This window comes from Fimbriimonadaceae bacterium (assembly GCA_019454125.1).
GTDB lineage: Bacteria > Armatimonadota > Fimbriimonadia > Fimbriimonadales > Fimbriimonadaceae > JALHNM01.
Map to the genome: position 1 here is coordinate 2285283 of CP075365.1, position 13322 is coordinate 2298604.

9 protein-coding genes and 1 tRNA gene are annotated in these 13322 nt (G+C 63.8%); 7 read left to right on the forward strand and 3 right to left on the reverse strand.

The features are described from left to right. Positions 1-3 precede the first annotated feature (3 nt). Positions 4-1080, forward strand: coding sequence for a hypothetical protein (locus KF733_11220; protein QYK55572.1), 1077 nt, complete (start codon positions 4-6; stop codon positions 1078-1080). Here the strand turns inward: KF733_11220 and KF733_11225 are convergent. The 3 genes from KF733_11225 to KF733_11235 form a co-directional block, all read right to left on the reverse strand. Continuing rightward, entirely contained in the window at positions 1067-2701 is a 1635-nt protein-coding gene (locus KF733_11225) for a PQQ-dependent sugar dehydrogenase (GenBank protein QYK55573.1), read from the reverse strand. The genes KF733_11220 and KF733_11225 overlap by 14 nt on opposite strands. 72 nt (positions 2702-2773) lie before the next feature. After that, positions 2774-4408 carry a PQQ-dependent sugar dehydrogenase gene (locus KF733_11230; protein QYK55574.1) on the reverse strand — a complete coding sequence of 545 codons (1635 nt, stop codon included), beginning with the start codon at positions 4406-4408 and terminating at the stop codon, positions 2774-2776. Positions 4409-4501: 93 nt separating this feature from the next. Beyond that, positions 4502-4575, reverse strand: a tRNA-Gln gene (locus KF733_11235). 51 nt (positions 4576-4626) lie between these two features. Here KF733_11235 and kynA point away from each other — a divergent pair. The 6 genes from kynA to KF733_11265 all read left to right on the forward strand — a co-directional run bounded on the left by kynA (position 4627) and on the right by KF733_11265 (position 13321). Next, entirely contained in the window at positions 4627-5469 is an 843-nt protein-coding gene (gene kynA / locus KF733_11240) for a tryptophan 2,3-dioxygenase (GenBank protein ID QYK55575.1), read from the forward strand. Continuing rightward, positions 5466-6707 (forward strand): aminotransferase class V-fold PLP-dependent enzyme, encoded by a 1242-nt coding sequence (locus KF733_11245; protein ID QYK55576.1) that lies wholly within the window; start codon positions 5466-5468, stop codon positions 6705-6707. Before kynA ends, KF733_11245 begins: the two co-directional genes overlap by 4 nt. Positions 6708-6784: 77 nt before the next feature. Further along, positions 6785-9118 carry a hypothetical protein gene (locus tag KF733_11250; protein QYK55577.1) on the forward strand — a complete coding sequence of 778 codons (2334 nt, stop codon included), beginning with the start codon at positions 6785-6787 and terminating at the stop codon, positions 9116-9118. A 143-nt stretch (positions 9119-9261) separates the two neighbouring features. Continuing rightward, entirely contained in the window at positions 9262-10281 is a 1020-nt protein-coding gene (locus KF733_11255; protein ID QYK55578.1) for a LacI family DNA-binding transcriptional regulator, read from the forward strand. Further along, the gene (locus tag KF733_11260; GenBank protein ID QYK55579.1) at positions 10278-12431 is read left to right on the forward strand and encodes an alpha amylase N-terminal ig-like domain-containing protein; all 2154 of its coding nucleotides are present in this window, start codon (positions 10278-10280) and stop codon (positions 12429-12431) included. The genes KF733_11255 and KF733_11260 overlap by 4 nt, the downstream gene beginning before the upstream one ends. A gap of 8 nt (positions 12432-12439) precedes the next feature. Continuing rightward, complete coding sequence (locus tag KF733_11265; protein ID QYK55580.1) at positions 12440-13321, forward strand: prepilin-type N-terminal cleavage/methylation domain-containing protein; 882 nt, start codon at positions 12440-12442, stop codon at positions 13319-13321. The last annotated feature ends 1 nt before the right edge of the window (position 13322 follow it).

The following is a 13322-nucleotide window of genomic DNA, read 5'->3' on the forward strand; positions in this document are numbered from 1 at the left end:
CCCATGAAGTTCTATTTCCACCCCCGAATGACCAGGTACGACTTCGGCCCGAACCACCCTCTTCGGCCGGAGCGCCTGGCGCGGGCCATCGCCCTGCTGGAAGCGGTCGCGCCCGACCTCGACGTCCTCGACCCTGGCCCAGGGTCGCGCGACGAGCCGCTCTTGGTCCACGCGCCGGATTACGTCGCGTTTCTGGAGGCCCATCAGGCGATCGCGCCAGACCCTCCCGAGGCGGCCGCTTTCGGGATCCGGCCCGGGGATAACCCGTGGTTCCCGGCAATGTACACGGCTTCGCTGGCCTACCTGTCCGGATCGGTGCGCGCGGCCGAAGCGGTGAGGGACGGCGAGAGCCTGGCCTTCAATCTTGGCGGGGGCCTCCACCATGCCCAGCTACGGCTGGCGAGCGGCTTCTGCGTGTTCAACGACTGCTCCGCCGCCGTCGCAATTCTGAGGGAGCGCTTCGCGCGGGTCGCCTATATCGACATCGACCTGCACCATGGCGACGGCGTCCAGTGGCACTATTACGAAGACCCAAGCGTTCTGACCTACAGCGTCCACCAGACCGGCCGCACGCTCTATCCCGGCACCGGGTTCGTCCACGAGGTGGGCGCGGGCCACACCAAAATCAACGTTCCGCTCGAAGGCGGCACTTCCGGGGACACCTGGCTTTGGGCGGTCGAAGAGACCTTGCCGCGCGCCATCGAGCGCTTCCAACCGGAGGCGGTCGTGCTGCAAATGGGGACCGACGCCCACTATCTCGACCCGCTCGGCAACCTTCGTGCAACGGCGAAGGACTGGCTGGCCGCGGTGAGCCTGGTGCGCGGTTTTGGGCTCCCCTTGGTCGCCCTGGGGGGCGGCGGCTATGACATCACCGTCGTTCCCCGCCTGTGGGCGGCGGCGACCCTCACCCTCCTGCGACGCGAAGTCCCGGAGTTCGTCCCCGCGGAGATCCCGCCGGAATGGGGCCTCTTCACCTTTCTTGACACAAACCCGCCCAGCGAACGCTGGGCGGGCAGACCCGAGGCCGAAGAGACGGTTCGGGCAGTTCGCGAGAACCTCGATAGGATCAGCGCGCCGTGATCACGACCTGGTCCCAGTAGACGAACGCAGAAGTCGCGATCGCACCCTTGACCTCCATCTGCGCCCGGACCTCGACGCGACCGTCAGAGCCGCGGACGTACGTCCCTGCGGGCAAGCCGGTGACGCGGAACCGGCGCGACACTCCGTCCATGTTAAAGGCCGAGACCTGGACGAACTCACCGTCGCTCCATCGCTTCAGCATCACACGCAGGGTGGCTTTCGCGTCAATGCCATACCGACCGACCAGGTCGACGTCCAGCGCGGTGGGGTTCGCCCGGTTCGTGTTGCCGACGAAGTCAATGATCGAGCGGCGAGCTGCGAGGTTCGGCCGCAAGACCAGCTCGACGTTATCGCGCAGCAGCACGTGGCGGAGAGACCCGCGAATAATCGTGCCCTCACGGTTGACCAGGCCCGAAAGCCACGTCGAATTGGGGCGGTTCAGCTTCAAGACGCGGCCGCCGCTGTAGTCGCAAAGGTAGAGCTCCCCGTCGTAGCCCATGTCGATCGAGGAGATACTCCCGAGGCCGCCGATCCCCGCGAAGTCCGCCGTGTGCTCGCGCAGGCCCCGGCCCACGTACCGCTGCAGCGTCTGGTCATAGGTGATCACCATCGACCAGAGCTTCCCGGCGGCAAAGTCGCCGAAGAAGTAGCGGCCGAAGTATTCTGGCCCGAGCTGCAAACCCCGGTAAACGTAGCCGCCGACCACGGACTGGCCCGTCGCGTGCCCATAAACGTAGGTCGGCGACTGGAGCGGCTCATAGGCCGGGGAACCACTCTTGAACGTGGCAAAACCCTCCCGGAGCGGCCAACCATAGTTCGCACCGCCCTTCCGGTACGGCTCGTAATTGATCTCCTCGTAGCGGTCCTCCCCGACGTCCCCGAAGATCATCGCCCCGTTTCCAAAGAGGCGCGTGTCGTCGAAGCTGAATTTCCACGGGTTCCTTGTGCCGAACGACCAGATCTCACCCAGCGCGGAAATCGGCTGGCCGTTCACGAACGGGTTGTCCGGTGGGATCTTGTAGTTCCTTGCCGGGTCGGTCGGAAAGTCGTCGCCGGTCGGATCGATGCGGATGATCTTGCCGAGCAAGCTCTGGGGGCTTTGTGCGACGTTGATCAGCGGGTTTGCCCCGTCGCCCATCGCGACGTAGAGCTTGCCGTCCGCATTGAAGTGCATGGTGCCTCCGTTGTGGTTGCCCGTGCTCCTCGACGTGCGGAGGATGTTGAACCGGCTGTTCGGGTCGGCCACGTACTGGTCGCCCACACTGCGGCTATAGCGGGCGATCTGCATGCCCTCGCTCTTATCCCGGAAATTCACGTAGAAATACCGGCTCGTCGCATAGTCGGGCGGGAAGGCCAAGCCGAGCAGGCCGTTCTCTCCCGAGAAGGACACGATAGAGCTGATGTTCAAAAACGGGGTCGGGCGCAGGACGCCGTTCACGACGACGCGGACGACTCCGTTCTGTTCGACCAAGAACTGGATTTGGGCGTCGCTCGGGTGCCGGACGAGGGCGACCGGGCTTTGCCGCCCGGTGAGGAGGGTGGTGGCGCCGAGTGTCTGGGCATGGCTACTCGACCACACTGCAGCCAAGAGTGCGCCAGCGACTAACGGCAACGTTCGCATAGTCCCTCTATTCTACAGAAACCGTGCCGGGTTGCCACAAACTTTCGTCAACAACCCGGCACGTTCAACAGGTCACTGGACCCGGACTTCGATCCGGTCGTAAAGGTTCGAATAGAAGGCCCGGGTCAAGATGCCGCTATAGCTCGTGGCCACCTGGACCTCGATGCGGCCATCGCTGGACCGCACGTAGTCTGCCGCGCTGCCAGTTCCGGTCAGCGGAGTCGGCGTCCCCGTAATGTTGCCAGTCGCCACCGCGTCGAACTGGCCGGTCTGCCAGTTACGAAGGCTGACCACGGTCCCCACCGGGATCGACTGGTTGGCGCGGCCCAAGAACTCGACCGTCACCGTGTTCCGGTTCGCCACGTTCGTTTTGAAGCCGGCCGTCATCCGGGTGACCTTGGTGTTGCGGGCCCCGGGGGCGAACGGCACGATCTCCAGTTCTTTGCCGTCCGCGATCACGAGGGAGCGCAGCTGGCCGGAAAGGAACACGCCCTCTTGGCGGCTCGCATCGGTCAAGTGGGTCACGTTCTGTCGCCCGAGCTTATAGACGGTGCCACCGAGGGCCACTGTGTACAGCTCGCCGTTCTCGTCCGGGTTGATGGACGAGATGTTCCCGATGCTGCCGACTTCGCTGCTGTGGTTGCGGTTGTCGGTGGCGGTGGCCTCGCCCGTGACCGGGTCGATCACGAGCCTAAGCGAGAAGAGCCGCCCCGCGACGTAGTCCGCATAAACGTAGCGGCCGAAGAAATCCGGGCCCAGCTCCAGGCCTCGATAAACGTAGCCGCCTGTGATGGACTGGCCGACCGAGCGGTTGTAGGCGAAGATCGGCTTGGTGTCCGGGCCATAGGCGAGGGCTCCCCCGTTGATCATCTGAGACCCTTCCCAGACGCGCCAACCGTAGTTGCGGCCCCCTTGGCCGGCGGGCTCGTAGTCGATCTCCTCCCATGCGCTCTGGCCGACGTCGCCGACGACCATGGCACCCGTTCCGAGCAGGTTCGGATCGTCAAAGCTGAACTTCCACGGGTTGCGGTAACCGAAAGCCCAGATCTCGTCCAGGGCCGCGATCGGGTCGTTATCGACGAAAGGGTTGTCCGGCGGGATCGCATAGTTCCGCTCGGGGTCGGCCGGAAAATCGTCGCCCGAGACGTCCAGGCGCAGCATCTTGCCCAGCAACTCGTTCGGGTTCTGGGCGCGGTTGCCCGGGTCGTTCGCGCTGCCACCGTCACCGGTCGGCACGTACAGATAGCCGTCCGGGCCGAACTGGATGGTCCCAGCGTTGTGGTTCGTGAACGGGCGCTGCGTCCGCAGAACCTTGACCTGGCTGGCCGGGTCGGCCTCGAGCCGGGTGCCCGCCTTCAGCTGGAAGCGGCTCAGCTGCATGTAGACGGGGCTCGTGTTCGAGGTGTAGTTGACGTAGAACGTGCCGCTGGTGGCGTAATCGGGCGGGAAGGCGAGGCCGAGCAGGCCGCGCTCACTGCCGACAAGGACGCTCAAGGTGAGGAACGGGGTGGGCAACCGGACTCCGTCTTGCACGACGAAGATCGTGCCTCCCTGCTGGATCACGTACTGCAGGCTCGGATCGACGGGGTCCTGAATGATCCCCACCGAGCTGCTAAAGCCGCTGACATACGGCGTGGCCGTCAGGTTCTGGGCGAGCGAAGGCACCGTGGCGACGGCGAAAATGGCTAAGGCAAGCAAACGTTTCATGACTCTCCTGGAAAAAGCGGGAAAACACAGTTCCCCACCCCTCTATACGAGTGCTCGCCAGAAAGAGGTCACGGAGTTTTGCGAGAAAGGGTGTGGCTGCCGGACTAGGATTCGAACCCAGACTGACGGTACCAAAAACCGCTGTCCTACCCTTAGACGATCCGGCAGTCCAGTGGCAAGGGTACCTGCGGATGCGACAGGGACGGTAGGATACGGGTATGTCGCACCGGCCCATGGAAGCGACCATCGAGACGGACTTCGAGCACCGCCTTGACTACGCGGGCTACTTGATGCTCGACCAGCTCCTGGATTGCCAGCGTCCGCTCTCCGAGCCGGCCCACCACGACGAGACCCTCTTCATCGTCCAGCACCAGACCTCCGAACTCTGGATGAAGCTCGTCGTCCACGAGCTGAAGGCCGCCGTCCGCCTCGTCCAAGAGGACGCCCTCGAGCCGTCTTTTAAGATTCTGGCGCGCGTTAAACACGTCCAAAAGATGCTGTTCGAGCAGTGGTCGGTCCTACAAACCTTGACCCCTTCTGAATACGCACAGTTCCGCGGGGTGCTCGGTTCGGCCAGCGGTTTTCAATCCCACCAGTTCCGGCTTATCGAGTTTTTGCTCGGCAACAAGGACGCGGACAGCGTCTCGGTCTTCAGGCACAAGCCCGAAATCGTCGCAGAGCTTCTCGAAGCCCTCAATTCCCCGAGCCTCTATGACGAGTTCTTGCGACATTTGAAGCGGCGCGGCTATGAGATTCCCGACGAGGCGGTCGAGCGCGACTGGTCGCAACCGTACAAGGAACGAGAAGAGATAGTCCAAGTCTTCAAGCAAATCTATGAGGAGCCTGAAGCCTATTGGCCTGCCTATGAAATGGCGGAAAAACTCGTGGACGTAGAAGAACAGTTCGTCCTTTGGCGCTTCCGCCATATGAAGACAGTCGAACGGATTATCGGTTATAAGAGGGGCACAGGCGGCAGCTCCGGGGTCAGCTTCCTTCGTCGCGCGATAGACATTAGGCTCTTCCCTGAACTTTGGAGCGTTCGAACGGAGATCGGCAAGTGAGCGCGCGCACCCTCAGCGCGACGGGCCTCGGCCCCGCCCCCTGGGACGACGCGGCCGTAGCCGAAGCCCTCTCCCCCCGGTTCTCCCGATCCCAGGCCGCCGACGCGGAGCGGGGCCGCGTCTATCTCGCGAACCACTCGCTCGGCCGCCCACCGGATGCGGTCGCCACCCACGTCGAGCGCGGCCTCTCGCTCTGGTACGGGTGGATGGACGGTGCCTGGGACGAAGGCGGCTGGCTGGACGAGGCGCGCGACTTTCGCAAGCTCCTGGGGAGGCTCGTCGGGATCGGCAACGGCGAGGTCGTGCTGCGCCCGAACGCGGGCCACGCGCTCCGCACCGTCCTGAACGCCTTTCCCCAGGGCCGCCCGATCCAGATCGTCACGACCAGGGGCGAGTTCGACAGCCTCGACTTCATCCTGAAAACGTACGCGTTCCGCGAGCGGGCGCGCGTCACATGGGTCGATCCAGAGCCGACCGATCCGCCCACCTTCCGCGAGGAGAAGATCGCGGACGCGGTCACCGACCAAACCGACCTCGTCGTCGTCTCCCACGCCTTTTTCGAGACCGGCCGCTTCCTGACGGGACTGGACGAGATCGTCCAGAGAGCCCACAGGCACGGCGCGAAGATCCTGGTCGACCTCTATCATTCGGCCGGGGTGGTGCCGCTGGACTTCGCCGCGCTCGGCGCGGATTTTGGGGTCGGGGGCTGCTACAAATATTTGCGGGGAGGGCCTGGCGCAGGCTGGCTCGCCCTCTCACCAGCCGTCCTTTCCGATGAGAGTTTTCGGTCTCTCGATACCGGCTGGTTCGCGAAGGAAGCCACTTTCGGGTACGAGAAATCCGAGCAGCCGCGATGGGCAGAGGGCGGCGATGGATGGATGGAGTCCACGCCGCCCGTCCTCGTGCCCTATCAAGCGCGGGCCGGGCTGGAGCTCGTCCTGGAGCTCGGCGTCGATCAGATCCGCGCGGACAACCTGGACCGCCAGGCCCTGTTGCGAGACGCGCTTCGAAGGCACGGCGCTTCCCCTTTCGAACCGGAAGACCCCCACGAGTTCGGCGCCTTCACCCTCTTGCCGCATCCGCGGGCGACCGACCTCGTCAAGGCCCTGAAGGGGCACGGCATCGTCACCGACGCCCGCAGCGGGCGCGTCCGGCTCTGTCCTGACTTCCTTAATCCGCGCGAGCAATTCGCCAGCGTTGCCCAGACGATCGCGACATGTGCCCGGGAACTCCACTAGGTTCCTGGCGGTCGCCCGCTATGGGCGGCCATTCAACCCAGTACCAGACTGCGGTTTAGGGACAAAATCGCCCGTTCATGTTCTTCTCGAAGTATCCGCACCCGGCGAACTTCCGCTTTGTCGAGGATTTCGACCCGGACTCCGGCAGCGCGAAGGTCGGCCAACGGAACCCCCGCGTGCACTTGGAAAGCTTCGAGGGGGGCATTTTTCGCGTCGTCGTCCGGGACGAGCGGATTTGGAAGCCCGATCCCTCGCTGGTCAAGCTTGAGATCCCCGGCGCCCCGCGCACGAACCACGTGTGCGTGGAATCGGCCTTCGACCTCACCTTCTTGGACGATTCCGGCTCCCCGGCCCTGGCGACCACGCCCGGCCAAGGCTTCGGCCTCTGCGGCAACGCGCACCTGTTCCAGTTCCAGGTGCCGTTCGAAGCGCAGTTCTTCGGCCTGGGCGGCAAGTGGCTCAACCGGCTGGAGATGTCCGGCGTCCGCACCAAGTTCTGGAACACGGACGTCTGGAGCGACTTCCACTGGGCGCAGTGGGGCAGCCACGAAATCGACCCGCCCTATTTCAGCACGCCCTACGTCGCGATGAAGACGCCCAAGCACTGGATCGGGCTGCTCCTCGACAATCCTGCGACGACCTTCATCCAGACCCCCGGGCGCGACGACACCCGCGTCTTCGTCGAGTGGCAACGGACCCTGCCCCGGCTCGTCCTCGGGAGCGAGGACGGCGAGCCCCGCCTCGTCGTCATGGTCGCGGACTCCCTCGCCGAATTGACCGAAAAGCTCCAGACCATCGTGGGCAAGACTCCCCGCCCGCCGATCTGGTCCATCGGGTTCCACCAGTCGCGCTGGGGCTATGGCGGCCATAAAGACCTCGTCGACCTCGATCGCCGCTTCGAGAAGTACGACATCCCCTGCAGCGGACTCTGGCTCGACCTCGACTACATGGACGGCTTCCGGATCTTCCAGACCAGCAAGCAGCAGTTCCCCAAAGGCCCGGGCGAGACCGCCGCGGCCCTCGCCAAGAACGACCGCCGGATCGTGCCGATCATCGACCCGGGCGTAAAGCAGGAAGCGGGCTACCGCGTCTTCGACGACGGCATGAAAAACGGCGTCTTCTGCCGCAACGTGGAGGGCCAGCCCTATGTCGGGCTGGTGTGGCCCGGAGAAACCGTCTTCCCCGACTTCACCCAGCCAAAGGTACGCGATTGGTGGGCCGGCTATGCAAAGGAGTTCCGCGAGAGCGGGTTCGGCGCGGCTTGGCTGGATATGAACGACCCCTCGACGGGGCCGGTCGACCCGACCGGCATGCTGTTCAACGACGGGCAGGAGGCGCACGCCCTGCACCGGAACCAGTACGCGCTCGGCATGCAGATGGCAACGCGCAAGGGCTTCCTCCTTGCCTATCCGGAAGAGCGGCCGTTCCTGCTTAGCCGCTCGGGATTCACCGGCACCAGCCGCTTCTCCGCGATCTGGACGGGCGACAACGTCTCCAACGAGTTCTATCTCCGCCATGCGATCACGACCTCTCTGGGCATGGCGATCAGCGGCCTTCCCTTCAACGGCCCCGACGTGGGAGGCTTCGGAGGGGACGCCGACGACGAGCTCATGGTGCGCTGGGTGCAGGCCTGCTTCCTGTTCCCGTTCTTCCGCAACCACTCCACCCTCGGCAGCCGGAACGAGGAGCCGTGGGCGTACCGCGCCAAGACGCGCTCGGTGATCGGCCACTTTATCCAGCTTCGCTACCGCTTGCTTCCCTATCTCTACCAACTCTTTCTGCGCCAGGAGGCGCGCGGTGAGGCCCTCCTCCGACCCCTCTTCCACGACTTTGACCAGGCCGGCCTCGAGACCGTGCTCGACGAGTTCTTGGTCGGGCCGGACATCCTCCAGGCTCCTGTCGTCGCGATGGGAGAGTATCGGCGCGAAGTGCTGCTCCCCGGCGACCAGCCCTGGTTCGACGCCCAGACCGGGCGTTGGAAGAAGCCGGGCAAGTCCTCGGTCTCTGCCCTCTTGCCTGCAAGCCCGCTCTATCTCCGTAGCGGGGCCGTCATCCCGATACAAAGGCGGCAGCCGACCGACAACCATGTCGACCTCGCCCGCCCCGCCCTCCTCTGCGCCCTCCCCGCCGACTGGAAGGGACACACGGTGCTGGAGTATGAGTTCGACGACGGCTTGAGCTACGGCTATGAGAAGGGAGAGCGGACCCGCGTGCGGATCGAAGTCGATGGCAGGAAGGACACCGTCGAGGTCCGCACCGTGGCCCTCGAAGAGGGCTTCGGCGCGCTGGAGCCCGAGTTCTGGTTCGTCGAGAACGACCGCCACGTCAAAGTGGACGGAGAGGCGAAGTCGCTCAAAGAGACCTCGCTAGCGCTCACCGGCCGCAAGCTCACGGTCTACGCGGCTCAATAGCGAGCCCTGGACGACGATTCGATTAGCCTAGTAAAACTACTGTAATCGCTGATCTTTTTGTAAAGAGTAGCGTTTCGGGCCCAAGAGTCTGTATACTCAGAATACGAATTCACAAGCTGACCGCAGCGTTGCGGGAGCTACCGATGAGGGTTACGCAGCAACATATCGCGAAATATGCACAGGTCTCTCAGGCCACGGTCTCCCGCGTCCTTGCGGGAGACGACCGTGTCGAGACAGAGATCCGCGACAAGGTCATGGCTGCGATCGAGCAGCACAACTACCGGCCTGACGTCCGCGCCCGCTCGCTCCGCACCCGCTGCACCCATCTCATAGGCCTCGCCATCCAGCGGCCCGAAGGCGGCCTGAGCGGAGACCCCTTCTACACCAGCCTCATCAGCGAACTGCTCGATGGGCTGAGCCACACCGACTATCACCTCTGCCTGGATACGGTCCCCGTGGACGGCGGGCAGTGGCAAGTCTATGACGAACTGCTCCGGACACGCCGTGTGGACGGTCTCGTGCTAGTCGAGTCAGAGGCGAACGACGAACGCCTGGCACGGCTGCAAAAGGACAAGTTCCCCTTCGTCCTGATCGGCAACCCGATGGACGCGCGCGTCTGGTCGGTGGACAACGACAACGTCTACGCCGGGCAAATCGCGACCGAGCACCTCTTCACGAGCGGTTACCGCCGAGTCGGATTTATCGCGGGGCCGGAGGGCATCACGGTCAGCGAAGACCGCATCGAGGGCTATCGCCGCATCGTGCAGCAGCAGGAGGCGCCCGTCATGATCTGGCACGCCGACTTCGGCCAAGACTCGGCACGGGAGACCGCCCTCGCCGTCCTGCAAGGCGCGGACGCGCCCGACGCCCTTGTGGTCTTGGACGACTTTATGGCGATGGGCGTCGTCGACGCCGCCCGGCGGGTCGGGAAGAAAATGCCGCAAGACCTCGGCATCGTCAGCTTTAACGACAGCCCCGTTTGCCGCATGCTGGAAGGCGGCCTCTCCTCCGTCAGCCTCGATATCCACCGCCTCGTCTCGACCGCGCTCGAGATGCTGTTCACTGCGCTCAGCGGCGAGTTCGCCGAAGAACCGCGGCGCACCATCGTCCCGAGCCGGCTGATGGTGCGCGGCAGTTCCGTCAGGACGGGGGGCCTGCTGTGAGCAGCCTGCTCCTTGCAGCTGCCCTCGCCCTCCTCGGCGAGCCCCACACCTTCACCTACGTGCCCGACCGGCCCGCCAGCCGGGTGAACCTCGCGGGCACCTTCAACAACTGGAACAAGGACGCGACTTCCATGACCCTCGGGGCCGACGGCAAGACCTGGACGGCCAAACTCGACCTGCCCCTCGGCAAGCACTATTACAAGTTCGTTCTCGACGGGGACACTTGGGTCACCGACCCGAAAGCGCCGAGCGAGTCCGACGCGAGCGGTTACGTCAACAGCGTCCTCTACCTCTTCCCGCCCGACTACGGGACACCGGCCGTGCGGGGCGACGGCACCATAGCAGCCTCCGCGCTCGCCCACCGGCAGGAGATGCCGAGCCTCAATTGGGACCGCGGCAAGCTGCTGTTGACGCTCCGCGCACGCCCGCACGACCTCGTCAAGGTCTTCTGCATTGCCGGCGACCGCAAAGTACCGATGACCGACGCGGGGGGCGACGACTTCTACACCTATTACCAAGCGGCCATGCCCTGGAGCATGGAGGGCGACATCGACTACTGCTTCCGGATCGAGGACGGCCCCACCGTCCGATACTTTGGCCCCGACGGCCTCTCCGATAAACCGGAAACGTTCAAGTTAGAACATAAGACGTTTAAGCCGTTCCAACCGCCAAGCTGGGTGGAAAAGGCCGTCTTCTACCAAATCTTCCCGGAGCGGTTCGCCAACGGCGACAAATCGAACGACCCGCCGAACGTCCAACCTTGGGACGCCGAACCTCGATACGACAATTGGATGGGCGGCGACCTCGCCGGGGTGCGCCAGAACATGGGCCACATCGTCTCTCTCGGAGTCGACGCGGTCTACTTCAACCCGATCTTCGAAGGCCCCTCGAACCACCATTACGAGACGACGGACTACCTGAAGGTGGACCACCGCTTCGGCACGAACGAAGAGTTCCGCGACCTCGTGCAAGAGCTTAAGGCGGCCGGCGTGCGCACCGTCCTCGACGGCGTCTTCAACCACACGAGCATCGACTTCTTCGCGTTCAAAGACCTCCTGCAGAACCAGGAAAAGTCGAAGTATGCCCACTGGTACTTTGTCAAATCATTCCCGGTTATCGCACAGGACAAACCGTCTTACGAAGCTTGGTGGGGGTTCCCCTCAATGCCAAAGCTCAACCTCCTGCAACCCGAAGTCTCGCGCTACGTCTTGACCGTCCCCGATTATTGGAACGATTTCGCCAAGATCGATGGCTGGCGCTTGGACGTTGCGAACGAGGTGCCGATGGAGTTCTGGCGCCAGTTCAGAACGGCGGTGAAGACGAAGAACCCGGAGGCCTGGATCGTCGGCGAGGAGTGGGGCGACGCCTCCGGCTGGCTCAAGGGCGACCAGTGGGACGCCTCGATGAACTACCCGTTCCGAGGCGCGGTGCTCGGCTTTGTCGCGCAGAAGCAACTGAAGCCCTCCGATTTTTGGAAGCGGCTGAACGCGCTCTACGATTCCTACGGCCCGCAGGTCAGCCGCAACATGCTGAACCTTCTGGGAAGCCACGACACGCCGCGCCTCCTACACGAGTGCGGCGGGGACGGGCGCCTGGCGCGGCTCGCCGCGATGATCCAGTTCACCTGGGTCGGCGCGCCCAGCGTCTATTACGGCGACGAACTCGGAATGGAGGGCGGGGCAGACCCGCAGAACCGGCGCGGCATGCGCTGGGACCTCGCCACGCCGGACAACCCCTACCTCAGCCTTTATCGGAAGCTCGGCAAGATCCGCCGCGAGACCCCCGCCCTGCAGAGCGGCGACCCGAGCCTGCTCGAGGCGAACGACGAAGAGGCCTGGCTCGCCTTCGCCCGCACTTACGGGGACGAGAGGGCGGTCGTGGTCGTCAACCGTGGCGAAAGCCCGGCGCGGGTCAAGCTCGACCTGCCCGAATCCCTCATGTCCGCCGGGTTCTACGACTTGCTGAACGAGCGCGCCGCCGCGATCGAGGGCGGAGCCCTCAGGCTGGAAGTGCCCGCGCTTTCAGTCGCGATCCTCGTTCCAGGCGACGGAAGCCTTGCCCGCGCGGCCGCCGCCGCGCCAAGACCGGTTTCAAAACACGCGACGCTCGCGGAACGCTCTTCCGCCCGACCCCCAAGCTATCAAAGGTGATACTCCCCATGCTAAATCGACGCCGATCGGGCTTTACGCTCATTGAACTTCTCGTCGTGATCGCGATCATCGCGATCTTAGCGGCGATCCTCTTCCCCGTCTTCGCACAGGCAAAAGTTGCCGCTAAGAAGATCAACACGACCAGCAAGCTAAAGCAGATAAATCTGGCCCACCAAATGTACACCATCGACTTCGACGATATGTACTGTCCGCGATGGAGGGGTGGTTACGGCCCCCCGAACGGAGGTGACCCGGAAAACAGCATGTCTTGGGATAAGTTGATCCAAACTTACACGAAGAACTACGACATCATGTACTCGTCGGAGGACAAGCGTCCTACGTACAAGACACCGAAGGGCCAGATTCGCCGCAGCTTCGCCGTCGCTCGAAACGTTTTCCGCGGGATTCAGCCGAGGAACGGTTTCCGAGGTACGTTCTTCGGCGCACCTGAAACCTGGAAGGTCTCGGTCACGACAACGGTCATTCCACTTCCTGGCGGCACGATCACCGTTGCCGAACAGCGACAAGACATCTTCCAGAGTAACGACCCGTGGAAGGACGACAAATGGTACACGGGCGGAGACATTGAAAACACGCGAAGATCCGACTGGAAAAACACCAAGGATCCTAGGGCGCCTTACGGCAACATCGACAACGCTTACTCCGAAGGCTCTGTCTGGGCCTTTGCAGACGGGCACGTTCGTTACCAGAAAGTAAACGGCACGGCCAGTGATGGGGTTTTCCAGGGAACTGTCTTCGAAGGGTATGAGCAAAAGGCTGGCGCGTGGGTTACCGGTAACGGAGACCCGTTCTGGGACAGGGGCATTGTTTGCCTGGACTCGCTCTTGAAGACCAGCGACGCGACCTGCAAGCTTCCTGGCGAAGATTAAG